At 70.5% G+C, this 26,814-nt stretch carries 24 protein-coding genes; 3 read left to right on the top strand and 21 right to left on the bottom strand.

All coding sequences use genetic code 11. The annotated features are described in order from the left end of the window. Nucleotides 1-5: 5 nt before the first annotated feature. The 6 genes from PYR72_RS39115 to PYR72_RS39090 all read right to left on the bottom strand — a co-directional run bounded on the left by PYR72_RS39115 (nucleotide 6) and on the right by PYR72_RS39090 (nucleotide 5,801). Complete coding sequence (locus PYR72_RS39115; protein ID WP_275460637.1) at nucleotides 6-452, bottom strand: DUF948 domain-containing protein; 447 nt, start codon at nucleotides 450-452, stop codon at nucleotides 6-8. Nucleotides 453-682: 230 nt separating this feature from the next. Then, entirely contained in the window at nucleotides 683-1,297 is a 615-nt protein-coding gene (gene rpsD, locus PYR72_RS39110) for a 30S ribosomal protein S4 (RefSeq protein WP_005485453.1), read from the bottom strand. 303 nt (nucleotides 1,298-1,600) lie between these two features. After that, nucleotides 1,601-2,956: a replication-associated recombination protein A gene (locus tag PYR72_RS39105; protein ID WP_275459678.1), complete on the bottom strand. Its 1,356-nt coding sequence runs from the start codon at nucleotides 2,954-2,956 to the stop codon at nucleotides 1,601-1,603. A gap of 67 nt (nucleotides 2,957-3,023) precedes the next feature. Continuing rightward, entirely contained in the window at nucleotides 3,024-3,662 is a 639-nt protein-coding gene (locus tag PYR72_RS39100; RefSeq protein WP_275459677.1) for a vitamin K epoxide reductase family protein, read from the bottom strand. A gap of 146 nt (nucleotides 3,663-3,808) precedes the next feature. Then, complete coding sequence (hisS, locus tag PYR72_RS39095; protein ID WP_275459676.1) at nucleotides 3,809-5,071, bottom strand: histidine--tRNA ligase; 1,263 nt, start codon at nucleotides 5,069-5,071, stop codon at nucleotides 3,809-3,811. 13 nt (nucleotides 5,072-5,084) lie between these two features. Further along, the gene (locus PYR72_RS39090; protein ID WP_275459675.1) at nucleotides 5,085-5,801 is read right to left on the bottom strand and encodes an MBL fold metallo-hydrolase; all 717 of its coding nucleotides are present in this window, start codon (nucleotides 5,799-5,801) and stop codon (nucleotides 5,085-5,087) included. Between the two features lie 170 nt (nucleotides 5,802-5,971). Between PYR72_RS39090 and PYR72_RS39085 the strand changes: the two genes are divergently transcribed. Then, nucleotides 5,972-6,814: a peptidylprolyl isomerase gene (locus tag PYR72_RS39085; RefSeq protein ID WP_275459674.1), complete on the top strand. Its 843-nt coding sequence runs from the start codon at nucleotides 5,972-5,974 to the stop codon at nucleotides 6,812-6,814. A gap of 135 nt (nucleotides 6,815-6,949) precedes the next feature. After that, nucleotides 6,950-8,179, top strand: coding sequence for a DUF349 domain-containing protein (locus tag PYR72_RS39080; protein ID WP_275459673.1), 1,230 nt, complete (start codon nucleotides 6,950-6,952; stop codon nucleotides 8,177-8,179). Between the two features lie 96 nt (nucleotides 8,180-8,275). Here PYR72_RS39080 and PYR72_RS39075 read toward each other — a convergent pair whose 3' ends face one another. The 15 genes from PYR72_RS39075 to pgsA form a co-directional block, all read right to left on the bottom strand. Then, complete coding sequence (locus tag PYR72_RS39075; RefSeq protein WP_275459672.1) at nucleotides 8,276-10,819, bottom strand: bifunctional (p)ppGpp synthetase/guanosine-3',5'-bis(diphosphate) 3'-pyrophosphohydrolase; 2,544 nt, start codon at nucleotides 10,817-10,819, stop codon at nucleotides 8,276-8,278. Nucleotides 10,820-11,245: 426 nt separating this feature from the next. Then, complete coding sequence (locus PYR72_RS39070) at nucleotides 11,246-11,785, bottom strand: adenine phosphoribosyltransferase (RefSeq protein WP_013005011.1); 540 nt, start codon at nucleotides 11,783-11,785, stop codon at nucleotides 11,246-11,248. Continuing rightward, nucleotides 11,782-12,888: a protein translocase subunit SecF gene (gene secF, locus PYR72_RS39065; RefSeq protein WP_275459671.1), complete on the bottom strand. Its 1,107-nt coding sequence runs from the start codon at nucleotides 12,886-12,888 to the stop codon at nucleotides 11,782-11,784. Before secF ends, PYR72_RS39070 begins: the two co-directional genes overlap by 4 nt. Before the next feature lies 1 nt (nucleotide 12,889). Then, complete coding sequence (secD, locus tag PYR72_RS39060; protein ID WP_275459670.1) at nucleotides 12,890-14,665, bottom strand: protein translocase subunit SecD; 1,776 nt, start codon at nucleotides 14,663-14,665, stop codon at nucleotides 12,890-12,892. A 131-nt stretch (nucleotides 14,666-14,796) separates the two neighbouring features. Further along, the gene (gene yajC, locus PYR72_RS39055; RefSeq protein WP_275459669.1) at nucleotides 14,797-15,306 is read right to left on the bottom strand and encodes a preprotein translocase subunit YajC; all 510 of its coding nucleotides are present in this window, start codon (nucleotides 15,304-15,306) and stop codon (nucleotides 14,797-14,799) included. A 174-nt stretch (nucleotides 15,307-15,480) separates the two neighbouring features. Further along, nucleotides 15,481-16,551 (bottom strand): Holliday junction branch migration DNA helicase RuvB, encoded by a 1,071-nt coding sequence (gene ruvB, locus PYR72_RS39050; RefSeq protein ID WP_059081911.1) that lies wholly within the window; start codon nucleotides 16,549-16,551, stop codon nucleotides 15,481-15,483. A gap of 85 nt (nucleotides 16,552-16,636) precedes the next feature. After that, nucleotides 16,637-17,242, bottom strand: a complete 606-nt coding sequence (gene ruvA, locus PYR72_RS39045) for a Holliday junction branch migration protein RuvA (RefSeq protein ID WP_275459668.1) — start codon at nucleotides 17,240-17,242, stop codon at nucleotides 16,637-16,639. Continuing rightward, nucleotides 17,239-17,769: a crossover junction endodeoxyribonuclease RuvC gene (gene ruvC / locus PYR72_RS39040; protein WP_275459667.1), complete on the bottom strand. Its 531-nt coding sequence runs from the start codon at nucleotides 17,767-17,769 to the stop codon at nucleotides 17,239-17,241. The genes ruvA and ruvC overlap by 4 nt, the downstream gene beginning before the upstream one ends. A gap of 115 nt (nucleotides 17,770-17,884) precedes the next feature. After that, a complete protein-coding gene (locus PYR72_RS39035; RefSeq protein WP_275459666.1) occupies nucleotides 17,885-18,637 on the bottom strand; it encodes a YebC/PmpR family DNA-binding transcriptional regulator in 753 nt (250 codons plus the stop codon). A gap of 49 nt (nucleotides 18,638-18,686) precedes the next feature. Beyond that, nucleotides 18,687-19,295 carry a pyridoxal 5'-phosphate synthase glutaminase subunit PdxT gene (pdxT, locus tag PYR72_RS39030; RefSeq protein WP_275459665.1) on the bottom strand — a complete coding sequence of 203 codons (609 nt, stop codon included), beginning with the start codon at nucleotides 19,293-19,295 and terminating at the stop codon, nucleotides 18,687-18,689. Between the two features lie 6 nt (nucleotides 19,296-19,301). Next, nucleotides 19,302-20,216, bottom strand: a complete 915-nt coding sequence (gene pdxS / locus PYR72_RS39025) for a pyridoxal 5'-phosphate synthase lyase subunit PdxS (protein ID WP_275459664.1) — start codon at nucleotides 20,214-20,216, stop codon at nucleotides 19,302-19,304. A 329-nt stretch (nucleotides 20,217-20,545) separates the two neighbouring features. Continuing rightward, the gene (locus tag PYR72_RS39020) at nucleotides 20,546-21,091 is read right to left on the bottom strand and encodes a hypothetical protein (RefSeq protein ID WP_275459663.1); all 546 of its coding nucleotides are present in this window, start codon (nucleotides 21,089-21,091) and stop codon (nucleotides 20,546-20,548) included. Nucleotides 21,092-21,173: 82 nt separating this feature from the next. Beyond that, complete coding sequence (locus PYR72_RS39015) at nucleotides 21,174-22,334, bottom strand: glycosyltransferase family 4 protein (protein WP_275459662.1); 1,161 nt, start codon at nucleotides 22,332-22,334, stop codon at nucleotides 21,174-21,176. Next, on the bottom strand, nucleotides 22,331-23,293 hold the full coding sequence (locus tag PYR72_RS39010; RefSeq protein WP_275459661.1) for a phosphatidylinositol mannoside acyltransferase: 963 nt from the start codon (nucleotides 23,291-23,293) through the stop codon (nucleotides 22,331-22,333). Before PYR72_RS39010 ends, PYR72_RS39015 begins: the two co-directional genes overlap by 4 nt. Continuing rightward, nucleotides 23,290-24,042, bottom strand: a complete 753-nt coding sequence (pgsA, locus tag PYR72_RS39005) for a phosphatidylinositol phosphate synthase (RefSeq protein ID WP_275459660.1) — start codon at nucleotides 24,040-24,042, stop codon at nucleotides 23,290-23,292. Before pgsA ends, PYR72_RS39010 begins: the two co-directional genes overlap by 4 nt. 243 nt (nucleotides 24,043-24,285) lie before the next feature. On the opposite strand from pgsA, the gene PYR72_RS39000 reads away from it, so the two are divergent. Then, nucleotides 24,286-26,484 (top strand): elongation factor G-like protein EF-G2, encoded by a 2,199-nt coding sequence (locus tag PYR72_RS39000; protein WP_275459659.1) that lies wholly within the window; start codon nucleotides 24,286-24,288, stop codon nucleotides 26,482-26,484. Nucleotides 26,485-26,814 lie beyond the last annotated feature (330 nt).

The raw sequence follows: 26,814 nt of genomic DNA, 5'->3' as shown, positions 1-26,814 counted from the left end.
CTCGGTCAGTCCTTCTTTCCACGGGTGTCACGCCTGCTCCGGCGGGGGCCCGCGACGGTGCGTCCCACGATCACGGTACGACGCCGCTCCTCGGCGGGCTCGCCCTCCCGGCGGCCGCCCATGGCCCGGCGTACGCCGTAGCCGAAGGCGGCGACCTTGACGAGGGGGCCGCCGAAGGTGGACGCGACGGTCGTGGAGAGCGCCGAGGCGTTCGACGTGACCTCCTGGACGTCCGACGCGATGGCGTCGACCCGCTCGATCTGGGTCTGCGCGGAGCGGACCGCGGTGGACGCGTCGGCGAGGAGGGGGACGGCCTGGTCGGTCACGTCCGCGACGAGCTTGGTGGTCGCCTTGAGCGTCTGGGCCAGCCTCGCCAGCGCGACGGCGAGGAAGGAGACCAGGATCGCCCAGAAGACGGCCACCAGGATCCCGGCCACCTCTCCACCGGACACTGTCTGCACCCGCTCCCTGGAACATGCCTGAACGTCGGAAACTCGTGTCCCGAGCCTATCGCGCCGCAGCGATCGCTCAGTACCGCATTAATGCCTATCCGGCAGGCCCTCGGCGACGCCTCGCCGCGGGAAGGCGAGAGCCCGCCGCCCCGCCCGCCAGAAGGGCGGGGGGACGACGGGCTGACGCTCGGTGCGTGTGTCCTACGACCGTCGAAGACCCTGGGAGGGGATCAGCGGGCGTAGTACTCGACGACGAGCTGCTCGTCGCAGATGACCGGAACTTCCTTGCGGTTGGGCTCGCGGTCCAGGCGGAACGCCAGGGCCTTGAGGTTCACCTGCAGGTAGCGGGGGGTCTCACCGTCCGCGGCGAAGCCACCCTCGCGGGCGACCTCGAACAGCGGCTTCTGGCGGCTGCGCTCACGGACCATGACGACGTCGTCCGGCTTGACGCGGAAGGACGGCTTGTCGACCTTGTGGCCGTTGACCTCGATGTGGCCGTGGACGACCATCTGGCGGGCCTGGTAGATCGTGCGGGCGATGCCCGAACGCAGGACCAGCGCGTCGAGACGACGCTCCAGCTCGATGATCAGGGCCTCACCGGTCTTGCCCTGGACCTTGGAGGCACGCTCGTAGGCGCGGACGAGCTGACGCTCGGACACGTCGTACTGCGCGCGCAGACGCTGCTTCTCCAGCAGACGGACCTTGTAGTCCGAGTTCTGCTTGCGGCCGCGGCCGTGCTCACCCGGCGGGTAGGGGCGGGCCTCGAAGTACTTGACGGCCTTCGGGGTCAGCGCGATGCCGAGGGCACGCGACTTCTTGACCTTGGGGCGGGACTGGTTCGCCACTTCTTTTCCTTTTCCTTCAATTCGGCTGCCTCAGGGTTACGGGAGGTCGCATCCGCAGCCGGGGAATCCCGCCGGGTCCGCTCGGGACCTGTCGGGTAGCCGCTCCCCTGGTCTGGGCACATACGTGCAGCACACGAACGGCCCACCGACCTGTCCCGGGACTCCGAGTGGTGGTGGGCTGCCCGCGACACCTACGACGGTGCGCGACGCTCCTGGATCGTGAAGATCCGGCTGGATGTCCCGCCTGAGGCGCCGACCGGAGCCGGACACGGGACGCAGCACTGGGAGGAGTCTACAGGGGGTTCAGGACTGCTTCCGACCGAGGTTCTTCCTGGTCCACTCCACCGCGTCGGCGTACCGGGCCTCGGCTCCGTGCCTGGTCGGGGCGTAGTACTCCCGCCCCTGGATCTCGTCCGGCGCGTACTGCTGGGCGGCGATCCCCTCGGGGAGGTCGTGCGGGTACACGTATCCCTGGGCGTGGCCCAGCTTGGCCGCGCCCTTGTAGTGCCCGTCCCGCAGGTGCGGGGGCACGGGACCGGCCAGACCCTTGCGTACGTCCTCCATCGCGGCGCCGATGGCCGTCGTCGCCGCGTTCGACTTCGGGGCCAGGGCGAGGGCGATGGTGGCGTGGCTGAGGGTGAGCGCGGCCTCGGGGAAGCCGATCATGGCGACGGCCTGGGCGGCGGCGACGGCTATGGGCAGGGCGTGGGGATCGGCGAGGCCGATGTCCTCGCTGGCGGAGATCATCAGCCGTCGGGCGATGAACCGGGGGTCCTCACCGGCCTCGATCATCCGCGCCAGGTAGTGCAGCGCGGCGTCCACGTCCGAACCCCGGATGGACTTGATCAGGGCGCTGGCCACGTCGTAGTGCTGGTCGCCGTCGCGGTCGTACTTCACGGCGGCGCGGTCGACGGTCTCCTCCAGGGTCTGGAGACCGATCTCGCCCTCCCCCTTGTCGAGGGCCGCGCCTGCCGCGGCTTCCAGGGCGGTCAGCGCGCGGCGGGCGTCACCGCCCGCGATCCGCAGCAGGTGCGCCTCGGTGTCCTCGGGGAGGGTGACGGCACCCTTGAGGCCGCGCTCGTCGGTCAGCGCGCGCCGCAGCAGGCCGCGCAGGTCGTCGTCGGTGAGGGGTTCGAGGGTGAGGAGGAGGGAGCGGGACAGCAGGGGGGAGATCACCGAGAAGTACGGGTTCTCCGTCGTCGCCGCGATCAGGGTGACCCAGCGGTTCTCGACGGCCGGGAGCAGGGAGTCCTGCTGGGCCTTGCTGAAGCGGTGGATCTCGTCGAGGAAGAGGACGGTCTCCTTGCCGAAGCCGCCGGTGGCGCGGCGCGCGCCCTCGATCACCGCGCGGACCTCCTTGACCCCGGCGGTGATCGCGGAGAGCTCCACGAAACGCTTGTTGGTGGCTTTGGAGACCACGTACGCCAGGGTCGTCTTGCCCGTGCCGGGCGGGCCCCAGAGGATCACCGAGGAGGGGCCGGCCGGTCCGCCGCCGGACGCGCCGACCAGTCGGCGCAGGGGCGAACCCGGCTTCAGCAGATGCTGCTGGCCCACGACCTCGTCGAGGGTGCGCGGACGCATCCGTACGGCCAGGGGGCTGGCGGCCGGGTCCTTCTCCTGGCGTTCTTCTGCGGCGGCGGTGAACAGATCAGGCTCCACACGGAAAACCCTATGTCACGCCACTGACACTCGGGCCGGCCCGGCGGCCGCTCCCGGAGGAGGCCCGTCAGCTGGTCCAGAAGTCCCACCAGCGGGTCAGGATCAGCATGCCGATGATGCCGATGTGCATCACGGGCAGGACCCAGGTGAACTCGCCGAAGAAGCCCTTCAGCCAGCCGGGGGCGGGCAGGAGGCCGCTGCGGATGTTGGAGGACGTGACGTACCAGAACATCAGGATCGTGGCGACCCAGGCGAGGCAGCACCACAGGCAGAGCGAGTTGATGTTGTACAGCGACTGGTACTGCAGCCAGGTCACGAAGCCGACGCCGAAGGCGGTGCCCGCGTTGAAGGTCAGCCAGTACCAGCGCGGGTAGGTGGCCCGGGCGAGCAGGCTCACGCCGACGCAGATGACGATGCCGTACGCGACGAGCCCGAGCATCGGGTTCGGGAACCCGAAGACGGACGCCTGGTCGCTCTTCATGATGTTGCCGCAGGAGACCACGGGGTTGAGGCTGCAGCCCGGTGTGAAGTTCGGGTCCTCCAGCAGCTTGAACTTGTCGATCGTGATGACCCAGGACGCGAGCAGTCCGGCCGCGCCGGTGATCAGCAGCAGGATCGCGAAGGCGCGGCTGCCGCCCACCGTGCGAGGGGCCTCGGTGTGTGCGCGGTCGGTGGTCGAGACGTCCCTGACTGTCGTCTTGCTCATCACGTCGATTCCGTCGATTCCGTAGCGTCGAAGGGGCCGCTGGGGCACGGTCATTGTGCCGTACACCCTCGCGCCCGGACCGTTCACTGGACGTAAAAGTCGCCCCTGCCACCCGTAAAGGGCGGCAGGGGCGACAAGGGTTCGACTCAGCCGAGCCGTGCCTCCAGTTCGGCCACGATCTCGTTCACGCCGACGGCGACCTGCTCACCGGACTCCATGTCCTTGAGCTGGACGACACCCTCGGCGAGGTCGCGCTCCCCGGCTACGACCGTGTAGCGCGCGCCGCTGCGGTTGGCGTTCTTCATCGCGCCCTTGAGGCCCTTGCCGCCGTAGGCGAAGTCGGCGGCGATGCCCACCTTGCGCAGTTCGGTGACCTTGGCGAAGAGCAGGCGACGGGCCTCCTCGCCGAGCGGGACCGCGTACACGCTGGTGGTGGCGGGGAGTTCGAGTGCGACGCCCTCCGCCTCCAGGGCGAGGACCGTGCGGTCGACGCCGAGGGCCCAGCCGACCGACGGCAGGGCGGGGCCGCCGATCATCTCGGAGAGGCCGTCGTAGCGGCCGCCGCCGCCCACCGCGGACTGGGAGCCGAGACCGTCGTGGACGAACTCGAAGGTCGTCCGGGTGTAGTAGTCGAGGCCGCGCACCAGTTTGAGGTCGTCCTCGAAGGCGACGCCCGCCGCGGTGATCAGCTCACGGACCTCCTCGTGGTACGCCTTGCAGGCGTCGCACAGGTAGTCGCGCAGCAGCGGGGCGTCCCCGAGCTGCTTCTGCACCGACTCGCGCTTGTCGTCGAGGACGCGCAGCGGGTTGATGTCGGCGCGGCGGAGGGTGTCCTCGTCGAGGTCGAGGCCGCGCAGGAAGTCCTGGAGCGCGGCCCGGTAGACGGGACGGCACTCCTTGTCACCCAGGCTGTTGAGCAGGATGCGGAAGTTCTGCAGGCCCAGCGAGCGGTACGCCTGGTCGGCCAGGATGATCAGCTCGGCGTCCAGCGCCGGGTCCTCGGCGCCGATCGCCTCGGCGCCCACCTGGGAGAAGTGGCGGTAACGGCCCTTCTGGGGGCGCTCGTAGCGGTAGTACGAGCCGGAGTACCAGAGCTTGACCGGCAGGTTGCCCGTCTTGTGCAGGTTGGCCTCCAGCGCCGCGCGCAGCACGGAGGCGGTGCCCTCGGGGCGCAGGGCGAGCCGGTCGCCGCCCTTGGTCTCGAAGGCGTACATCTCCTTGGTCACGATGTCGGTGGACTCACCGACCCCGCGGGCGAACAGCTCGACGTTCTCGAAGCCGGGCGTCTCGATGTAGCCGTAGCCGGAGTCGCGCAGCGGGGCGGCGATGGCCTCGCGGACGGCCAGGTACTTGGCGCTGTCCGGCGGGATCAGGTCGTACGTGCCCTTGGGGGCCTGAAAGGTGCTCACGGGAGGTCTCTCGTCACATTCCTCGTCGTGGAGGGGTCGTCGGACCCGCTCCCTGGCCGCCGGCGGCCACCTGCCGCAGATACGGATTGGTGGCGCGCTCCTGGCCGATGGTCGTCTGGGGGCCGTGGCCGGACAGCACCACGGTCGAGTCGTCGAGCGGCAGGCACACACGGGCCAGCGAGTCGAGCATCTCGGCCATGTCACCGCCGGGCAGGTCGGTGCGTCCGATGGAGCCGGCGAACAGCAGATCCCCGGAGAAGAACACCGAGGGGATCTCCGTGTTCTCGGGCATCCGGAAGGTCACCGACCCCTTGGTATGGCCCGGCGCGTGCGAGACGGCCAGTTCCAGCCCGGCCAGCTCCAGCTTCGCGCCGTCGGTCAGCTCCCTGACGTCACCGGGCTCCCCCACGGTCAGCTCGCCCATGAGCGGCATGCCGATGGAACGGCCGAGCGCCTTCTCGGGGTCGCTCATCATGTACCGGTCCTCGGGGTGGATCCAGGCCGGCACGTCGTGTGCGCCGCACACCGGGACGACCGAGGCCACATGGTCGATGTGGCCGTGGGTGAGGACGACGGCGACGGGCTTGAGCCGATGCTTCTTCAGCGTCTCCTCGACTCCCTGGGTGGCCTGGTGGCCCGGGTCGATGATCACGCACTCCTCACCGGCGGCGGGGGCGACCAGATAACAGTTGGTCCCCCAGGCCCCGGCGGGGAACCCGGCAATGAGCACGATCGTCCTTCTTGTGGCCTACGAGGGTGGTGGGTTGCTGTGGATCAGAGCCTACCGGCGCTGCCGTTTCCTCAGCGAACCCATATACGGTACGGGTCACACGCAATCAGTCGACTCGACGGACGCGCGGCAGATCTGTCGGCGGACGAGACGTATGAGGAGAGAACCCCGTGGTCAGCCAGGATCAGCGGCGGCGTCAGCTCGCCCGGGAGAAGTTCTTGCGGCAGCAGCAGCGGCGTACGTCCGCGCGGCGCAAGGCCCATGTCCGCAACGCCGTGATCGCCTCGGTGCTCGGTGTGATCCTGGTGGGCAGCGTGGCGCTGTACACGACCGACGTGCTGAAGGGCGACGACAAGAAGGACAACGCGGGCGCGGAGGTGTCGCAGAGCCCCTCGCCCAGCCCCAGCAAGGCGCCGGATCCGTGCGAGAAGCCGGCCGCGGGCAAGGTGGAGAAGCTCACCTTCAAGAAGGAACCCGCGATCACGATCGACAAGACCGCGACGTACACGATGAATCTGGAGACGACCTGCGGTTCCATCCCCATAACGATGGACGCGGCGAAGGCCCCGCACACGGTCAACTCGTTCGACTTCCTGGTGAACAAGGGCTACCTGGACCACACCAAGTGCCACCGTCTGACGACGCAGGGCATCTACGTGCTGCAGTGCGGTGACCCGCAGGGCACCGGCATGGGCGGCCCCGGCTACACGATCCCGGACGAGAACCTCAAGGACCCGCGTCTGAAGGGCGACACGTACCCGGCGGGAACGGTCGCGATGGCCAACCAGTTCAACGCGCAGACGGGCGAGGGCAAGAACAGCGGCGGCAGCCAGTTCTTCCTCGTCTTCCAGGACAGCCCGCTGCCGGCCAACTACACACCGTTCGGCACGATCTCCAAGGCCGGGATGAAGGTCCTGACGAAGATCGCCAAGGCCGGGGAGAACACCGGCATGGGTGACGGGACGCCCAACGCGACCGTCGTGATCAACAAGGCGACTGTCAAGAAGTCCTGACCGTCATCAGTGAAATTTCGGTCGCGCGGGATGCGGACAGGCAACCCGCCGGTCGCCTATGTTGGCCGTGACGAAACTGTGGACGATGCCCGGGGGCACTGAGGCCCCTAGCAGGCATCATGTGGAGGAGGCGCTGTGAGCAGCGACCCGTGGGGCCGCGTCGACGAGACGGGGACCGTGTACGTGCGTACGGCCGACGGCGAGCAGGTCGTCGGTTCCTGGCAGGCCGGCTCCCCCGAGGAAGCGCTGGCCTACTTCGAGCGCAAGTACGAGGGCTTGGTCGTCGAAATCGGCCTCCTCGAGAAGCGGGTGAAGACCACCGATCTGTCGGCGAGGGACGCGTCGGTCGCGATCGACCACATCCGCGAGCAGGTGGACGCGCACCACGCGGTCGGCGACCTGGACGCGCTCAAGGTGCGGCTGGACAAGCTGGTCGAGACGGTCGACGCGCGCCGTGAGGAGCGCAAGCAGCAGCGGGCGAAGCAGTCCGACGAGGCCCGGCACGCCAAGGAGGCCCTGGTCACCGAGGCGGAGGAGCTGGCCCAGTCCGACCAGTGGCGCTCCGCCGGTGAGCGGCTGCGGGCGCTGGTGGACACCTGGAAGGGTCTGCCCCGGCTGGACCGCAAGTCCGACGACGAGCTCTGGCACCGCTTCTCGCACGCCCGCTCGGCGTTCTCCAAGCGTCGCAAGGCCCACTTCGCGCAGCTCGACGCGCAGCGCGAGGACGCCCGCAAGACCAAGGAGAAGCTGGTCGCGGAGGCCGAGAGCCTGTCGAACTCGACGGACTGGGGTCCCACGGCGGCGCGCTACCGCGAGCTGATGGCCGACTGGAAGGCCGCGGGCCGCGCCCAGCGCGAGCACGAGGACGACCTGTGGAACCGCTTCCGCGGCGCCCAGGACGTCTTCTTCGCCGCCCGCAGCTCGGTGTTCGCCGAGCGGGACGCGGAGCAGTCGGAGAACCTGAAGCTCAAGGAGGAGCTGGCCGGGGAGGCGGAGAAGATCCTGCCGGTGACGGATCTGAAGTCCGCCCGTGCCGCGTTCCGCTCGCTCAACGAGCGCTGGGAGGCCATCGGCCACGTCCCGCGCGACGCCCGCCCGAAGGTCGAGGGCCGGATGCACGCCGTGGAGCGGGCCATCCAGGAGGCCGAGGAGACGGAGTGGCGCCGGACCAACCCGGAGGCCCGCGCCCGTGCCGCCGGTCTCACGGGTCAGCTGCAGGCCGCCGTGGACAAGCTGCGCGGCCAGATCGAGGCGGCCCGCGCCCAGGGCAACAACGCCAAGGCCGACAAGCTCCAGCGTGAGCTGGACGGCCGTCAGGCCCTGCTGGACCAGGCGCTGAAGGGTCTGCAGGAGTTCGGCGGCTGACGCGCTTCCTGCGATGCGGTACATGTGAGAGGGGCTCCCGTACGGTCGTACGGGAGCCCCTCTCACATGTCCGATGTCGTGCCCACGGCCTCGTGCCTACGGCCGCCGCGCCGAGGTCACCCGGTACACGTCGTAGACGCCCTCGACGCCGCGTACGGCCTTCAGGACGTGGCCCAGGTGCTTCGGGTCGCCCATCTCGAAGGTGAAGCGGGAGGTGGCGACGCGGTCGCGGGAGGTCTGCACGGCGGCGGACAGGATGTTGACGTGCTGGTCGGACAGGACGCGGGTGACGTCCGACAGCAGCCGGCTGCGGTCCAGGGCCTCGACCTGTATGGCCACCAGGAAGACCGAGGACTGGGTGGGCGCCCACTCGACGTCCAGGATCCGCTCCGGTTCCCGGGAGAGCGACTCGACGTTGACGCAGTCGTTGCGGTGGACCGAGACGCCGCTGCCGCGGGTGACGAAGCCGATGATGGGGTCGCCGGGGACGGGGGTGCAGCAGCGGGCGAGCTTGACCCAGACGTCGTCGACGCCCTTGACCACGACACCGGGGTCGTTGCTGCCGCGGCGCTTGCGGCTGCGGCCCCGGGTGGGCGGTACGGTCTCGTCGATCTCCTCGGTGGCCGCCTCCTCGCCGCCGAGCGCCTGGACGAGCTTCTGCACGACGCTCTGTGCGGAGACATGGCCCTCGCCGATGGCCGCGTAGAGCGCGGAGATGTCGGGGTAGCGCATCTCGTGGGCGAGGGTGACGAGCGAGTCGCCGGTGAGGATGCGCTGGATCGGCAGGTTCTGCTTGCGCATCGCGCGGACGATGGCGTCCTTGCCCTGCTCGATGGCCTCGTCGCGCCGCTCCTTGGAGAACCAGGCACGGATCTTGTTGCGGGCCCTCGGGGACTTGACGAAGTTCAGCCAGTCCCGGGACGGTCCGGCGCCGGCCGCCTTGGAGGTGAAGACCTCCACGAGGTCGCCGTTGTCCAGGGTCGACTCCAGCGGGACGAGCCGTCCGTTGACGCGGGCCCCTATGGTGCGGTGGCCGACCTCGGTGTGCACCGCGTAGGAGAAGTCCACGGGGGTCGCGCCGGCCGGCAGCGCTATGACGTCGCCCTTCGGCGTGAAGACGAACACCTCGTTGCGGGACAGGTCGAAGCGCAGGGACTCCAGGAACTCGCCCGGGTCCTCGGTCTCCTTCTGCCAGTCCAGCAGCTGCCGCAGCCACGCCATGTCGTTGAGGTGGTCGTCCTTGCCGGTGCTCCGGGGCGCGTCCGTGCGCACCTTGGAGGCGCCGGCGACGGCCTCCTGCTTGTACTTCCAGTGCGCGGCGATGCCGTACTCGGCGCGGCGGTGCATGTCGAACGTACGGATCTGGAGTTCGACGGGCTTGCCGTTGGGTCCGATGACCGTCGTGTGCAGCGACTGGTACATGTTGAACTTGGGCATCGCGATGTAGTCCTTGAACCGCCCCGGAACCGGGTTCCAGCGGGCGTGGACGGTGCCCAGGGCCGCGTAGCAGTCGCGGACGGTGTCCACCAGGACGCGGATGCCGACCAGGTCGTAGATCTCCGCGAAGTCACGGCCGCGGACGATCATCTTCTGGTAGACGCTGTAGTAGTGCTTCGGGCGGCCGGTGACGGTCGCCTTGATGCGGGCGGCCCGCAGGTCCTGCTGGACCTCGTCGGTCACTATGGCCAGGTATTCGTCGCGCTTCGGTGCCCGCTCGGCCACCAGCCGGACGATCTCGTCGTACATCTTGGGGTAGAGGATCGCGAAGGCGAGGTCCTCCAGTTCCCACTTGATGGTGTTCATGCCCAGGCGGTGGGCGAGGGGCGCGTAGATCTCCAGGGTCTCGCGCGCCTTCTTCTCCTGCTTCTCGCGCTTGAGGTAGCGCATGGTGCGCATGTTGTGCAGGCGGTCGGCGAGCTTGATGACCAGGACGCGGGGGTCCTTGGCCATGGCGACGACCATCTTGCGGACGGTCTCCGCCTGCGCGGCCTCGCCGAACTTGACCTTGTCCAGCTTGGTGACGCCGTCGACGAGCAGCGCGACCGAGTCGCCGAAGTCGCGGCGGAGCTGGTCGAGGCCGTACTCGGTGTCCTCGACGGTGTCGTGCAGCAGCCCGGCCATCAGGGTGGCCGGATCCATGCCCAGTTCGGCGAGGATGGTGGTGACGGCGAGCGGATGCGTGATGTACGGGTCGCCGCTCTTGCGCTTCTGGCCGCGGTGCCAGCGCTCGGCGACCTGGTAGGCCTTCTCGATCTGGCGGAGCGTCGACGTCTCGATCTTCGCGTCGTTGCCGCGCACGATCCGCAGCAGTGGCTCCAGGACCGGGTTGTACGGGTTGGAGCGCTGCACGCCGAGGCGGGCGAGGCGCGCGCGTACGCGGTTGGAGGAGCCGGAGCGCGCGGGCTGACCCGTGGCCGCGGGGCGGGGCGCCGGAGCGGGGCTCTCGGCCGGGTCCGGCTTGGGGCGCGAGGGGCCGGCGGCCTTGTCTGCGGGCGCGGACTGGGCGTGCTCGACCGGGCTCTGCGCGGACTTCGCCGTCGCGGGCTTCGCGGGCTCGGTCGCGTCCGGCGCGGGCTCGGCCGCGGGGCCCGAGGCGGACTCGGGCTTGGCGGCGGTCAGGTGCTGGGCCTCGTCTGCCAAGAGGACTCCTCGTGCGCGATCCGGGTCCCCCGGTCAGGCTCCGGAGCACCCATGGTAGCGATCCCGCGTCCCGGGATCGCCTTCAGGCCACCGGGAGGGCTGTGTACTGGAGAAACACCAGAGGCGGGCCCCTGAATTCCATGGGGCCCGCCTTCGGTGGGATGCCGGGGTGGTCACGGGTGCCGGCCGGGTCCGCGGGACCTGGCGTCGGCGGTCACAGCACCCTTCGGACACCGAGCCGGTCAGGCGGCGGTGTCGTCCTCCGCGGGGTGACCGGAGGTCGTGGAGGTGCGGTCCCGGGTGCCGTCGCGGTTGATCCAGCCGGACCGTGACGCCCTTGGAGAACGGCGAACGGTGCCTCCGTGACACGCCGTTTCCGGCGCGCCTCGGAGGCACCGTGGACACACTCGCGAACCCGGTCCGCTTTCAGACCTGGATCAGCGACTCCAGCGGAGCGCCGGCCAGGGCGTGCTCCAGCCGTGCGCGGCCGCCCAGGAAGCCCAGCTCCATGAGGACGGCCACGCCCGCGACCTCGGCGCCCGCCCGTCGGATGAGCTGCAGGGACGCCTCGGCCGTGCCGCCGGTCGCGAGGACGTCGTCGATGACCATCACGCGGTCGCCCTCGATCAGGTCCTCGGCGTGCACCTCGATCTCGGCGGAGCCGTACTCCAGGTCGTACGCCTGGCTGAGCGTGGCCCCGGGGAGCTTGCCCGCCTTGCGTACGGGGATGAAGCCGACGCCCGCGCGGACGGCGGCCGGGGCGCCCAGGATGAAGCCCCGGGCCTCCAGGCCGACGATCTTCGTGGCGCCGTGCCGGAGCGTCAGCTCCGCCAGCGCGTCCGTCAGCGCGGTGAACGCCGCCGGGTCGGCGAGCAGCGGGGTGATGTCCTTGAACATCACGCCCGGCTCGGGGTGGTCGGCGACGTCACGGATGCGGCTGAGCAGCAGCTCCTTGATGTCGGTCATCGCCGCTTACCGCCCCGGCCGCGGCTGCGGCCTCCGGACTGGGCGCGCGGGCCGACCACCGCGGGGGCGGCCCCCGCCGGCTCGTCGTCGTACGGGCCGTCGGCCGCCGGCTCCGGGCCGTCCTGCCCGGCCTGGGCCCGCTTGGCGAGGACGCGCTTCTTGAGGGCCTTCAGCTGCGGCTCGCGCTCCTTGAGGTCGGCGACGAGCGGCGTGGCGATGAAGATCGACGAGTACGCACCGGCCGCGAGGCCGACGAACAGCGACAGCGAGATGTCGTTGAGCATGCCCGCGCCGAGGACACCGCCACCGATGAACAGCAGACCGGCGACCGGCAGCAGCGCGACCACCGTGGTGTTGATCGACCGCACCAGGGTGCTGTTGATCGAACGGTTGGCGATCTCGGCGTACGTCCAGCGGGTCTGCTTGGTGATGTCCTTGGTCTGCTCCTTGAGGCTGTCGAAGACGACGACCGTGTCGTAGAGCGAGTAACCGAGGATCGTGAGCAGACCGATCACCGTGCCCGGCGTCACCTCGAAGCCGACGAGGGCGTAGATGCCGATCGTGATGGTGATGTCGTGGATCAGGGCGACGAACGCGGCGATGGCCATCCGCCACTCGAACGCGATCGCCAGATAGATCACCACGAGGACCAGGAAGATGACGAGACCCTGCCAGGCCTTGTTGGCGATCTGGTCACCCCAGCTGGGGCCGACCAGTTCACCGGTGACGTCCTCCGGCTTCATGTTCATGTCGTCGGCCAGCTGCGCGGAGACCTTGTCGGCCTGGGCCGTCTCGATGCCCGAGATCTGGATGCGGAGGCTGCCCTCGCTGCCACTGCCGAGCTTCTGGACGATCGCGTCGTGGCCGGACGCCGACTCCGCGTACTCCTCGGCCTGGGCCACCGAGATGCTCGTCTTCGGTGTGGTGAAGACGGCGCCGCCCTGGAACTCGATACCCATCGTCAACCCGCGGAACATCAGGCCGCCGATGGCCGCGATGGTGATCAGGATGGATACGCCGTACCAGATCTTGCGGTGGCCGACGAAGTCGTAACCGACCTCGCCGCGGTGGAGACGGGCTCCGAGGTCGCCGAGCTTCGACATCTCAGGCCTCCTTCGGGTCGGCGGGGACGGCGGGACGGCGGGTACGGCGCAGCGGGGGCCGGGCGCCCAGTCGCTGCGGATCGAGGCCGGACCACTTGTGTCCGCCACCGAAGAACTTCGTACGGGCCAGCAGCGTCAGCAGCGGCTTGGTGAAGAAGAAGACCACCACGACGTCGAGCACCGTGGTCAGGCCGAGCGTGAACGCGAAGCCCTGCACCTTGCCGACGGTGACCACGAAGAGCACTGCGGCGGAGAGGAACGACACGAAGTCGGAGACCAGGATGGTGCGCCGGGCACGCGGCCAGGCCCGCTCCACGGCGGGGCGCAGGGTGCGGCCCTCGCGGATCTCGTCCCGCACACGTTCGAAGTACACGATGAACGAGTCCGCGGTGATACCGATCGCGACGATCGCGCCACAGACCGCGGGCAGGTTCAGCGCGAAGCCGATGGCCGGGCCGAGCAGGGCCATGAGCACGTACGTCAGGGCCGCCGAGATCAGCAGGGAGGCGATGGCGATGAGGGACAGGCCGCGGTAGTACACGATCAGGTAGATCATGACCAGGGCCAGACCGATGGCGCCGGCGATCAGACCGGCGTGCAGCTGCTCACCGCCGAGCGCGGGGCTGACCGTGGTGACGCTCGCCGTCTTGAAGGTGAGCGGGAGGGCGCCGTACGACAGCATGTTGGCGAGGCTCTCGGCCTCCTGCTGGGTGAAGCTGCCGGAGATCTCGGCCTTGCCGCCGGTGATCGCGCTGGTCACCTGGGGGTGCGAGACGACGTCGTCGTCGAGGACGATCGCGAACTGGTTCATCGGCGAGGTCTGGGCCGCCAGCGCCTTCGTGACCTCGGTGAACTTCTTGCCACCGGCGTCGTTGAAGTCCATGACGACCTTCCAGCCGCCGCCGTTCTGGGTGTCGAGGAGCGCCTGCGCCTTGGTGACGTCCGTGCCGTCGACGCCGACCGGGCCGAGGACGAACTTGCTCCAGGCGCCGTTGTCCTGACCGCACGCGATGATCGTGTCGGTGGTCTTGCTCTTGCCGAGCTTGGCGCGCTGCTTGGGGTCGGAGCAGTCGAGGGCGTTGTACCGGTCGATGAGGGCCTGTGTGGCCTTGTCCGGGGTCGGGCTCGGCGAGGCGCCGTCGGTGGCCTTGGCGGACTCCGATGCCTTGGCCGAGCCGGAGGCGCTGGAGGACGGCGTGGGGTCGGCCTTGAGCGCGTCGGTCACGGCGCGGCCCTGGGAGGTGGCGGAGGCCGACGGGGAGGAGGACCCGGGCGAGGTCGCTTTGTCCGGCTCGTCGGCGGCCTTGTCACCGGAGGAGCTGGGCGAGGCGCTGCCGCTGGAGGACTCGCTCGGCGTGGGGGTCGGCGTCGGCGTGCCGCTGTCGGTCCGCAGCAGGGGACGGAAGTAGAGCTTCGCGGTGGTGCCGACCTGCTCCCGGGCCTCTTTGGAGTTCGTGCCCTTGGGAATGTTGACGATGATGTTGCGATCGCCCTGGGTCTGGACCTCGGCCTCGGAGACACCCAGACCATTGACACGGCGGTTCATGATCTCGACCGCGGTGTCCATGTTGGTCTTGTTGATCGCCGATTCCTGGCCGCTCCTCGCCTCGAGCGTGATGCTCGTACCACCGGCGAGGTCGATGCCGAGACGCGGAGTGGTGTGTCCGGAGGCGAACATTCCCCCGGTGAGCGCCACTAGGGCGATCAGGATGAGGGCCAGCGCGCGCCCAGGCTTGCCCTGGGCGCTCGCGCTCCGGCCCTTCTTCGGTGCTGCCACCTTCTCGTACTCCCTCTCGGGCCGCCGTGCGGGGTCAGCGCGGCGGCGGCCATGACTGGTGTCGGGAGTCCGGGCGAAAACGGCACGTTCCCGGGGCGCGGGCGGTTCTCGCTCGCACTCCCGGGACGTGACTACTTCGCGTCGGACTCGCCGTCGGTCTTCTTCGGCTCTGCTTCGACGGACTTGGCGTCGTCGTCCTTCGCCTCGGCGGTCTCGTCGGCCGCGTCGTCGGACGCGTCCTTCTTGCCGAGGTCGATGGGCTTGTCGTCGGAAGCGGCGGAAGCGTCGTCGGAGGGCTCGTCGGTCTCGGTGAGGGAGGAGGCGTCGTCCGGGACGACGTCGGACTTCAGGTCGTGCTCGATGCCGTGGACGATGCGGTTGTACTCCTCGTCGCTGAGGACGGCACCGATGGCGTTCTTCGCGAACAGCAGCTCGACGCCCGGCCCGGCGTCGAGGAGGACCGTGTCCTCGCTGACCTCCTTGACCGTCGCGTACATACCCCCGATCGTGCGGACGCCGGAACCGGGCTGCATCTGGTTCCGCATGTCGGCGGCCTGCTGCTGCTTCTTCTTGGCCGATCGGGTCATCAGGATCATGGCCCCGATGAGCACGATGAACGGGAGGAGGGTCACGAGACTCACGGGTCGGAACTTCCTTCACACGACCGCGATGGCGAGCGGCCTGATGGTTGGGGGTATGTGCGCTGCCGTCAAGGGCGGCATCGGCGGAGTCTAAGCGAGTCCACCGTGATGGAACAACGCACAGCATGTCACCGGGGTTCCATGCCGGGCGAGTACCGCGCCGTCACGAGAGGGTCACGCCCCGAACAGGTCCTGTTGTCCGTTTCCCCCGGTCGTACCGCGTGGCGGGGTGAGTCCGAGGTGGGCCCAGGCGGCGGGGGTCGCGACCCGCCCGCGGGGGGTCCGGGCGAGCAGTCCCTCCCGGACGAGGAAGGGCTCGGCCACCTCCTCCACGGTCTCACGCTCCTCCCCCACCGCGACCGCGAGCGTGGAGAGGCCGACCGGTCCGCCGCCGAAGAGCTTGAGCAGGGCTTCGAGGACGCCCCGGTCCAGGCGGTCCAGGCCCCGGGCGTCCACCTCGTAGACGGCGAGGGCGGCCCCGGCGATGTCGCGGGTGATGAAGCCGTCGGCCTTGACCTGCGCGTAGTCCCGTACGCGGCGCAGCAGACGGTTGGCGATACGGGGGGTGCCGCGGGAACGGCCCGCGATCTCGGCGGCACCGTCCGTGTCGATCTCCACGTCGAGGAGGTTCGCCGAGCGGTGGACGACCCGCTCCAGCTCGGCGGGCTCGTAGAACTCCATGTGCGCGGTGAAGCCGAAGCGGTCCCGCAGCGGCGGGGGCAGCAGTCCCGCGCGCGTGGTGGCGCCGACCAGGGTGAAGGGCGGCAGTTCGAGGGGGATGGCGGTGGCGCCGGGGCCCTTGCCGACGATCACGTCGACACGGAAGTCCTCCATCGCCATGTAGAGCATCTCCTCGGCGGGCCGTGACATGCGGTGGATCTCGTCGAGGAAGAGGACCTCGCCCTCCTGGAGGGAGGAGAGGATCGCGGCGAGGTCGCCGGCGTGCTGGATGGCGGGGCCGGAGGTGATCCGGATGGGGGCGCCCATCTCGGCCGCGATGATCATCGAGAGGGTGGTCTTGCCGAGGCCGGGGGCGCCGGAGAGCAGCACGTGGTCGGCGGTGGCGCCGCGCGCGCGTGCCGCCCGCAGGACCAGGTCGAGCTGTTCGCGGACCTTCTCCTGGCCGATGAACTCCCCCAGGTCCTTCGGGCGCAGGGCGGCCTCGACGGCCTGGTCCTCACGGTCGGCGACGGAGCCCACCAGCCTCTCGGCGGCGGTGTCGTCGGTCGTGTCGTCCCAGTTCATTGCGTGTGCCTCGTGGTCGTGGTCGTGGTCGCGGTCGGACGGTCGGAGCTGCGGTGCGCGGGCCGGCGGGCCCGGCCGGCGATGTTCAGCGCGTTCTGTTGAGGGTCTGCAGGGCGGCCTTCAACAGCTGCCCGACCTGGGGCGTGCCCGGGGCGGCCTCCGCCTGGGGGGCCACGGCCGCCACGGCCTCGTCGGCCTCGCGGGTGGCGTAGCCGAGGCCGATCAGGGCGGCGTGCAGCTGGTCGCGCCAGCCCTGGGTGACCGGGGCGCCGACCGCGGGGGCGCCGACGGGCTCGCCGAGGCGGTCCTTCAGTTCCAGCAGCAGCTTCTGGGCGCCCTTCTTGCCGATGCCGGGGACGGCGATCAGCGCCTTCTCGTCACCGGTGGCGACCGCCCGGCGCAGTGCGTCGGGGGTGTGCACGGCCAGCATCGCCTGGGCCAGTCGGGGTCCGACGCCGCTGGCGGTCTGCAGCAGTTCGAAGACCTGGCGTTCGTCGTCGTCCACGAAGCCGTAGAGGGTGAGCGAGTCCTCGCGCACCACCAGGGACGTGGCCAGCTTGGCCGGTTGGCCCATGCGCAGCCCGGAGAGGGTGCCCGGCGTGCACTGCACCGAGATGCCGATCCCGCCCACCTCGACCACCGCGGAGTCGGGGGCGAGGGCGGCGACCGGGCCGGAGACGAAAGCGATCATGCCGTACGGCCTTTCGAAGCGTGCAGGGCGACGGCCTGCTGGAGGCGGTTCTGCGCGGGGGCCCGCCAGATGTGACAGATGGCGAGGGCGAGGGCGTCGGCGGCGTCCGCCGGCTTCGGGGGTGCGTCGAGCCGGAGAAGACGGGTGACCATCGCGCCGACCTGAGCCTTGTCGGCACGACCGCTGCCGGTGACGGCGGCCTTGACCTCGCTGGGGGTGTGCAGGGCGACGGGGATGCCGCGGCGGGCGGCGCACAGCATCGCGACGGCGCTGGCCTGGGCGGTGCCCATGACCGTCCGGACGTTGTGCTGGCTGAACACCCGTTCCACGGCGACGTATTCGGGGCGGTACTCGTCGAGCCACTGCTCGATGCCCTGCTCGATCGCGACGAGACGCCGGCCCAACTCGGCGTCGGCGGGCGTCCGTACGACTCCGACACCGATCATGGTGAGCGGCCGGCCGGCGACTCCCTCGACGACGCCCACACCGCACCGCGTGAGTCCGGGGTCCACCCCTAGTACGCGCACGCGCCCCCCTCCACTCCCTCGCCTGTTCGTGCAGGCTATCTGCTGCCACCGACAACGGCGGCGGGCCGGTGGGTGTGTCCCACCGGCCCGCCGGAGTTGCCGTGTCCGCGGAGCGTTACGCGTCGACCTTGGCCATCACGTCGTCGCTGACGTCGAAGTTGGCGAAGACGTTCTGGACGTCGTCGCTGTCCTCCAGGGCGTCGATCAGCTTGAAGATCTTCCGGGCGCCCTCCTCGTCCAGCTCGACCTGCATGGTCGGGACGAAGTTGGCCTCGGCGGAGTCGTAGTCGATGCCCGCCTCCTGGAGGGAGGTGCGGACCGCGACCATGTCGGTGGCCTCGCTGAGCACCTCGAAGGACTCGCCCAGGTCGTTGACCTCCTCGGCGCCCGCGTCGAGCACGACCTCCAGGACGTCGTCCTCGGACAGCTCGCCCTTGGGGACGATGACGACGCCCTTGCGGTTGAAGAGGTACGAGACGGAACCGGGGTCGGCCATCGAGCCGCCGTTGCGGGTCATGGCGACGCGGACGTCGGAGGCGGCGCGGTTGCGGTTGTCGGTGAGGCACTCGATGAGCACCGCGACGCCGTTCGGACCGTAGCCCTCGTACATGATCGTCTCGTAGTCGGCGCCACCGGCTTCGAGGCCGCCGCCGCGCTTGACCGCGGAGTCGATGTTCTTGTTCGGGACCGACTGCTTCTTCGCCTTCTGGATGGCGTCGTAAAGAGTCGGGTTGCCCTCGACGTCGACGCCGCCCATCCGGGCCGCGACCTCGATGTTCTTGATCAGCTTCGCGAAGAGCTTGCCGCGCTTGGCGTCGATCACGGCCTTCTTGTGCTTCGTCGTAGCCCATTTAGAGTGGCCGGACATCTGCCTGTCTCCTTCGCGTAACCCATCTCTGCAACGAACCCCAGAGATCCTACAAGGAGTCCGCCGCCCTGTTCGCGCGCACCATCTCCACGAACAGCGCGTGCAGCCGGTGGTCGCCGGTCAGCTCCGGGTGGAAGGACGTGGCGAGGGCGTTGCCCTGGCGCACGGCGACGATGTGGCCCTCGTGCTCGGCCAGCACCTCCGTCCGGGCGCCCACGGACTCGACCCAGGGGGCGCGGATGAAGACGCCCTCCACGGGGGCGCCCTCCACACCCTTGACGTCGACCGCCGCCTCGAAGGACTCGTTCTGACGGCCGAAGGCGTTGCGGCGCACGATCATGTCGATGCCGCCGATGGTCTCCTGGCCCGAGCGGGGGTCGAGGATCTTGTCGGCGAGCATGATCAGTCCGGCGCAGGTGCCGTAGACGGGCATGCCGTCGCGCACGCGCGCGCGGAGCGGCTCCATCACGCCGAACAGCACGGCCAGCTTGGAGATGGTGGTGGACTCGCCGCCGGGGACGACGAGGCCGTCCACCTCGGCGAGTTCCTCGGGGCGCCGCACCGGCCTGGCCACGGCATCGGCCGCGGCCAGGGCGACGAGGTGCTCCCGTACGTCGCCCTGGAGAGCCAGGACGCCTATGACGGGGGTGTCGCTCATGGGTGCTTACCAGCCCCGGTTCGCGTAGCGCTCGGCCTCGGGGAGCGTGTCGCAGTTGATGCCGACCATGGCCTCGCCCAGGTTGCGGGAGGCGTCGGCGATGATCTTCGGGTCGTCGTAGAAGGTGGTGGCCTTCACGATGGCGGCGGCGCGCTTGGCCGGGTCGCCGGACTTGAAGATGCCGGAGCCGACGAAGACGCCCTCGGCGCCGAGCTGGCGCATCAGCGCGGCGTCGGCGGGGGTCGCCACGCCACCGGCGGAGAAGAGGACCACCGGCAGCTTGCCCAGCTCGGCGACCTCCTTGACCAGCTCGTACGGGGCGCGCAGCTCCTTGGCGGCGGCGTACAGCTCGTTGTTGTCGTAGCCGCGCAGACGGGCGATCTCGTTCTTGATCTGGCGCAGGTGGCGGACGGCCTCGACGACGTTTCCGGTGCCGGCCTCGCCCTTGGAACGGATCATCGCGGCGCCCTCGGCGATGCGGCGCAGGGCCTCGCCCAGGTTGGTGGCGCCGCACACGAACGGGGTCGTGAAGGCGAACTTGTCGCTGTGGTTGACCTCGTCGGCCGGGGTGAGGACCTCGGACTCGTCGATGTAGTCCACGCCGAGGGACTGCAGGACCTGGGCCTCGACGAAGTGGCCGATGCGGGACTTGGCCATGACCGGGATGGAGACGGCCTCGATGATGCCCTCGATCATGTCGGGGTCGGACATCCGGGCCACGCCGCCGTCCTTGCGGATGTCGGCGGGGACCCGCTCCAGGGCCATGACGGCGACGGCGCCCGCGTCCTCGGCGATCTTGGCCTGCTCGGGGGTGACGACGTCCATGATCACACCACCCTTGAGCTGCTCGGCCATGCCGCGCTTCACGCGGGCGGTGCCGGTCTCGGGGGTCTGGGCGGAGTGGGAGAGCGTGCTGGACACGGGTTTGACCTCGCTCGGGGGAAGCTCGGGGGAAGGTTTCTGCAATCCCCGAGGAAACGCGAGGGGAACAGGCCACTGCAAGGGCCAATGGGGAGGCGGTGGATCGTTTTGTGCGGGTGCGTCGGCGGGTGCGGGTGCGTGGGGCTTCTCGTGCAGTTCCCCGCGCCCTAAAAGCATCAGGCCCTGCGGGCCTGAAACCCACCGGCCCTGCGGGCCCGAAAAGCCCGCAGCCCCGGCTTTTCAAGGGCGCGGGGAACTGCGCGACCAGCCCCGACCCGACCCGCAGTCGCCCACGCACCGGCACCCCCGACCCATGAGGCGCCCGGAAGTCAGGCCGTCGCCCGGTCCGCCAGAGCCGCCGGCGGCTCGTCGTCCATCTCGAACGCGAGCGGGAACGGGGCATGCCCGGCGAGCCGGAACCACCGCACCTTGCGATGCCGCCGCAGCGCCCGCGCCGCACGCACCGCGTCGTTGTGGAAGCGCCGCGCCATCGGCACCCGGCGCACGGCCTGGGCCAGTTCGTTCGCGGCGTCCTCCCCGCCCGGCGCCTCCCGCACCACCTCCACCTGCTGCGCCTCCTCGAAGACGGCCCGCAGCGCCTGGCTCAGCTCGCTCTCGGCGACCTCGCGCTGCTCCTCCTCCGCCTGCCGGGCCGCGTGCGCCGCCTCGTAGAGGACGATCGAGGCGGCCGGGTCCAGCACCCCGGAGGTGGCCAGCTCCTGGGCCACCGACGCACGGCGCAGCAGCTGCGCGTCGAGCGCGGCGCGGGCGGCGTCGATGCGCGCGTGCAGTCGGTCGAGTCGTCCCGCGGTCCAGCTCAGATAGAGACCGATCGCGAAGAGGACGACGGCGATCCAGATGAGTGTCGAAGTCACGGGCGGCAAGGCTACTACCGGCGCCCGTCACCGCCGCGTACGACGTCGGCGCCCCGCGCCGGGCGCCGCGGCCGCCGCGTGCTCAGTCCCGGGCCAGCCCCAACCGCGCCCGCAGTCCCCCTCGTTCGTCCGCCGCCACCGAGGCCGCTCCCTCCGTGACCGTCTCGTAGACGCCGAGGATGTCGGCCCCGACGACGGACCAGTCGAAGCGCCGGACGTGGGCGCTGCCGCGGGCGCGGAGTTCGGCACGGCGGTCCGGGTCGCCGAGCAGGCGTACGGCGGCCGTCGCGAGGGCGTCCGCGTCCTCGTTGGCGAAGAGTTCGCCCGCGCTGCCCTGGTCCAGGACCTGGGCGAAGGCGTCGAGGTCGGAGGCGAGGACGGGAGCGCCCGCGGACATGGCCTCGACGAGGATGATGCCGAAGCTCTCGCCCCCGGTGTTGGGGGCGACGTACAGGTCGACGCTGCGCAGGAAGCGGGCCTTGTCCTCGTCGCTGACCATGCCGAGGAACTCGACGCGGGAGCGCAGTTCCTTCGGCAGCGTCTCCACCGCCTCCTCCTCGTCCCCGCGCCCGGCGACCAGCAGCCGGGTCTTCGGACGCTCGGCGAAGATCCGCGGGAGCGCCTTCATCAGGACCGGCAGCCCCTTGCGGGGTTCGTCGATGCGGCCGACGAAACCGAGGGTGTCGCCCTGCCACTCGGGCCGGGGCTTGGCGCGGGCGAAGAAGTCGACGTCGACGCCGTTCGGGATGACCACCGCGTCGCCGCCCAGGTGTTCGACCAGAGTGCGGCGGGCGTACTCGCTCACCGCGATCCGCGCGCTGATCTTCTCCAGCGCGGGCTGCAGGATCGGGTACGCCGCGATCATCGCCCGGGAGCGCGGGTTGGAGGTGTGGAAGGTGGCGACGATCGGGCCCTGCGCGGCCCAGCAGGCCAGCAGGCCGAGCGAGGGGGAGGCCGGCTCGTGGATGTGGATCACGTCGAACGTGCCGTCGTGCAGCCAGCGCCGTACGCGCGCCGCCGACAGGAAACCGAAGTTCAGGCGGGCCACGGAGCCGTTGTAGGGCACCGGGACCGCACGGCCCGCCGAGACGACGTACGGCGGCAGCGGCGTGTCGTCGTCGGCGGGGGCGAGGACCGACACTTCGTGACCGAGTCCGATGAGATGGTCGGCCAGGTCGCGGATGTGGAACTGGACTCCCCCGGGCACGTCCCAGGAGTACGGGCAGACGATCCCGATCCTCACGGGCGCCCCTTCTCGGATCCCGTGGCCTCGGAGCCGGCGTCGAAACCGGCCCCGGGGCTCTTCGCGGGGTCCAGGTCCGCGAGCCACAAGCGCTGGAGCATGTGCCAGTCCTCCGGGTGGTCGGCGATGCCGGTGGCGAAGGCGTCGGCCAGCGCCTGTGTCATGAGGGACGTCTTCTCGGCGCGGGTACCTGACTCGGGTACGTCGATCGGTGCGTGCACCCGTCCCCGCATCACCGGTGAGTCGTCGTACCAGAGTGTCACCGGCAGCAGCAGCGCGCCGGTCTGCTGGGCGAGGAGGGCCGGTCCGGCGGGCATCCGGGTGGGCTCGCCGAAGAAGTCGACCTCGACGCCGGACGCGGACAGATCGCGGTCGGCGACCAGGCAGACCAGGCCCCCGTCGCGCAGTCGTCGCGCGAGGGTGCCGAAGGCGGAGCCTCCGCTGTGCGGCAGGACCTCCATGCCCAGGCCCTCGCGGTAGGCGACGAAGCGGTCGTAGAGCGTCTCGGGCTTGAGGCGTTCGGCGACCGTCGTGAACGGGGTCTTCAGCTCGGTGGTGACCCAGGCGCCGGCCAGGTCCCAGTTGGCGAGGTGCGGCAGGGCGAGTATCACGCCCCGGCCGGAGGCGAGGCCGTCGGTGAGGTGGTGCAGGTCCTTGGGCGTGAATCCGGTCCGGACGCGCTCCTCGCTCCAGGCCGGCAGACGGAAGGACTCCATCCAGTAGCGCAGGTAGGAGCGCATGCCCGCGCGGGACAGCGCGGCGAGGCGCTCGGGGCTCGCGCCCGGCACCACGCGCGCGTAGTTGGCCTCCAGGCGGCGCACGAGAGGGCCGCGCCGCGTCCAGGTGGCGTCGGCGATCGTCCGGCCGAGGCGTACGGCGACGGGTTCCGGGAGCTTCTTGACGGTGGCCCAGCCGAGGCCGTACAGGCCGTCGGTCGCCCGCTCCCGCAGAGCGCTCACGGGGTCGCCTCGCTGTTGCGGGCGGCGTCCGGCGACTCCTGCGCGGGCGCGGCGGCCGCCTCCGCCTCGGCCGCGGCCTCCGCCTCGGCGGACTCGCGACGGACGGTGACGACGCGCTGGATCAGGGTGACGAGGCTGCCGACGGCGACGATCCACAGGGCGACGGGCAGCAGGACCTCGATGCCCGGCACACCGAACGCGTGCAGACCGGAGAGACCGGCCGCGACCAGCGAGATCACCAGGCGCTCGGCACGCTCGACCAGTCCGTTGACCGCCACCGGCAGACCGATCGACTCGCCGCGCGCCTTGGTGTACGACACGACCTGGCCGCTCGCCAGGCAGAAGATCGAGACGGCGCACAGCGCGAGGTCGTCGCCCTTGCCCGCGTACCAGAGGGCGAACCCGCCGAAGATCGCGCCGTCGGCGACCCGGTCGAGCGTGGAGTCGAGGAAGGCGCCCCAGCGGCTGGAGCGGCCCATCTGACGGGCCATGTTGCCGTCGACGAGGTCCGAGAAGACGAAGAGCGTGATGACGATCGTGCCCCAGAAGAACTCGCCCCGGGGATAGAAGACCAACGCGCCCGCGATCACTCCGGCGGTGCCGATGAGGGTGACCGTGTCGGGGCTGACACCCCTGCGGATCAGAAACGCGGCGAACGGTGTGAGGACACGCGTGAAGAATGCACGCGCGTACTTGTTCAGCATGGCCTTCCCGAGGGTCGGTGTCGCCGCGTGGCCCCTGCTGGCCATCCGGCTGGCCCATCGTAGCCACGCGCGCGCGTGTACGACCGTCGGGCACCAGCCCGCCGTGTCCCGGGGCCGTGGGGAGCGATCCCGTCCCCCGTATGGACGCGCGGTGACGCGAGTGGAAAGCTCGAAAGACACCGCGGGCGTCACCGGAGTCGACACCGCTGGGGTCCCCCGGGACGAAAGTCCGGGGAGGATCCGCGTGTCCGCGCCCACAGTGACCTCACCGTGCACGGGAGGCAGACCATGGGCGACAAGGCGAACGCACATCCCGGAGCCGCCGGCAGGGCTACGGCGGCCGACCACCCCGCGTCCGTACGGAATGTGGTGCTGGTCGGCCACTCCGGTTCGGGCAAGACGACGCTGGTGGAGGCTCTCGCGCTGACGGCGGGGGCGGTGAACCGGGCGGGCCGCGTGGAGGACGGCGGCACCGTCTCCGACTACGACGAGATCGAACACCGGCAGCAACGCTCGGTGCAGCTCTCGCTCGTCCCCTTGGAATGGGGCGAGTACAAGATCAATCTGTTGGACACCCCCGGATACGCCGACTTCGTCGGGGAACTCAGGGCCGGTCTGCGAGCGGCGGACGCGGCCCTTTTCGTCGTCTCGGCCTCCGACGGCGTGGACGGCTCGACCCGCATGGTCTGGGAGGAGTGCGCGGCGGTCGGCATGCCCCGGGCGATCGTGGTGACCCACCTGGAGGCCGCGCGGGCGGACTTCGAGGAGATGACCCGTATCTGCGCGGAGACGTTCGGCGGCGACGACCCCGACGCCGTACTGCCGCTCTATCTGCCGCTGCACGGCCCCCAGGGACCCGACGGGCACGCGCCCGTGACCGGGCTGACCGGGCTGCTGTCGCGGAAGCTGTTCGACTACTCCTCCGGTGAGCGCAAGGAGTCCGAGCCGGGCCCCGAGCAGTTGCCGGCCATCGAGGAGGCCCGCAACCGGCTCATCGAGGGGATCATCGCGGAGAGCGAGGACGAGACCCTCATGGACCGCTATCTCGGCGGTGAGGAGATCGACGTCACCACCCTCGTCGACGACCTGGAGCGCGCCGTCGCCCGCGGGGTCTTCCACCCCGTGCTGGCCGCGGCCCCCGCCGCCGACGGCGCGCGGCAGGGTCTCGGCACGGTCGAACTCCTCGAACTGGTCACCGGCGGTTTCCCCACCCCTCTGGAGCGCGAGACGCCCGCCGTCACCACCCCCGAGGGCGCGCCCCGGGAGATCAAGGCGGCCTGCGACCCCGACGGCCCGCTGGTCGCGGAGGTCGTGAAGACCGCCAGCGACCCCTACGTGGGCCGTATCTCGCTGGTACGGGTCTTCTCCGGCACCCTGCGGTCCGACGCGACGGTGCACGTGTCCGGGCACGGGCTCGCCGACCGGGGGCACGAGGACCATGACGTCGACGAGCGGATCGGCGCCCTGTCCACGCCCTTCGGCAAGCAGCAGCGGACGCTCACGCACTGCATCGCGGGCGACCTGGCCTGTGTCGCGAAGCTGAGCCGCGCGGAGACCGGGGACACGCTGTCGGCCAAGGACGACCCGCTGCTCATGGAGCCGTGGGAGATGCCCGACCCGCTGCTCCCGCTCGCCATCCAGGCGCACAGCAAGGCCGACGAGGACAAGCTCTCCCAGGGGCTGGCGCGGCTCGTTGCCGAGGACCCGACCATGCGGCTCGAACAGAACCCGGACACCCACCAGGTCGTCCTGTGGTGCCTGGGCGAGGCGCACGCCGACGTGGCACTGGAACGGCTGCGCAGCCGGTACGGCGTCCAGGTCGACGTCGTACCGCACCGGGTCTCCCTGCGGGAGACGTTCGCCGACAGGTCGGCCGGGCGCGGCCGGCACGTGAAGCAGTCCGGCGGGCACGGGCAGTACGCGATCTGCGAGATCGAGGTGGAGCCGCTGCCCGGTGGTTCCGGCATCGAGTTCGTCGACAAGGTCGTCGGCGGGGCCGTGCCGAGGCAGTTCATCCCGTCCGTCGAGAAGGGGGTGCGGGCGCAGGCCGCCAAGGGCGTCGTGGCCGGCTATCCGCTCATCGACGTGCGGATCACGCTGCGGGACGGCAAGGCGCACTCGGTGGACTCCTCGGACGCCGCGTTCCAGACGGCGGGCGCGCTGGCGCTGCGCGAGGCCGCGACGGACGCGAAGATCCATCTCCTGGAGCCGGTGGCCGAGGTGTCGGTCCTGGTCGGCGACTCGTACGTGGGCCCCGTGATGAGCGATCTGTCGGGGCGGCGCGGCCGCGTCGTCGGGACCGAGCAGGCGGGCGGCGGACGCACCCTGGTGCGGGCCGAGGTACCGGAGATCGAGATCGACCGGTACGCCGTCGATCTGCGCTCCCTCTCCCACGGCACCGCGCGCTTCGGCCGCCGGTACACGCGGCACGAGCCGATGCCCTCCCACGTGGCCGAGAAGGTGCGCGAGCAGATCAAGGAGCACTGACGGGCCGGGGCCGCGTCGAAGGTCGCGGTCCCCGGGGTGTGATCCGGGCACGTTGTCCGGCGGTGCGCCGGCGAACGGTTCCGGCCGTTCTGCCGGCCGCCGTCGGCGGGACGGCCGTGGGACCACCGCCGGGTGAGGACGGGACAACGCCGGTCCACGGACGGCGGGTTCCGTGAATGTCCGTTCTCGCACCGCGCGGTGTCCGTCGCTGCGGATACGCTGATCACCTGATCGACAAGTATGGCTCGATCGGGCTCGGATCGGGCGATGACCTGATCAACAGGTGTGCGGAGCACGGAAGTCGGGAAGAGCCGCAGGAGCGAGTGTGCG

The organism is Streptomyces sp. VNUA24, from assembly GCF_029167005.1.
Lineage (GTDB): Bacteria > Actinomycetota > Actinomycetes > Streptomycetales > Streptomycetaceae > Streptomyces > Streptomyces scabiei.
The sequence above is the reverse complement of the archived record's forward strand: the minus strand, read 5'-3'. Positions and strand labels throughout refer to the sequence as shown.

Coding starts and splice junctions, on each gene's coding strand:
- PYR72_RS39100 (WP_275459677.1), bottom strand. CDS start 3,662: ATGAGCAAGACGACAGTCAGGGACGTCTCGACCACCGACCGCGCACAC.
- PYR72_RS39070 (WP_013005011.1), bottom strand. CDS start 11,785: ATGACCGACATCAAGGAGCTGCTGCTCAGCCGCATCCGTGACGTCGCC.
- secF (WP_275459671.1), bottom strand. CDS start 12,888: ATGTCGAAGCTCGGCGACCTCGGAGCCCGTCTCCACCGCGGCGAGGTC.
- ruvB (WP_059081911.1), bottom strand. CDS start 16,551: ATGAACTGGGACGACACGACCGACGACACCGCCGCCGAGAGGCTGGTG.
- ruvA (WP_275459668.1), bottom strand. CDS start 17,242: ATGATCGCTTTCGTCTCCGGCCCGGTCGCCGCCCTCGCCCCCGACTCC.
- PYR72_RS39035 (WP_275459666.1), bottom strand. CDS start 18,637: ATGTCCGGCCACTCTAAATGGGCTACGACGAAGCACAAGAAGGCCGTG.
- pdxT (WP_275459665.1), bottom strand. CDS start 19,295: ATGAGCGACACCCCCGTCATAGGCGTCCTGGCTCTCCAGGGCGACGTA.
- pgsA (WP_275459660.1), bottom strand. CDS start 24,042: ATGGCCAGCAGGGGCCACGCGGCGACACCGACCCTCGGGAAGGCCATG.
- PYR72_RS39000 (WP_275459659.1), top strand. CDS start 24,286: ATGGGCGACAAGGCGAACGCACATCCCGGAGCCGCCGGCAGGGCTACG.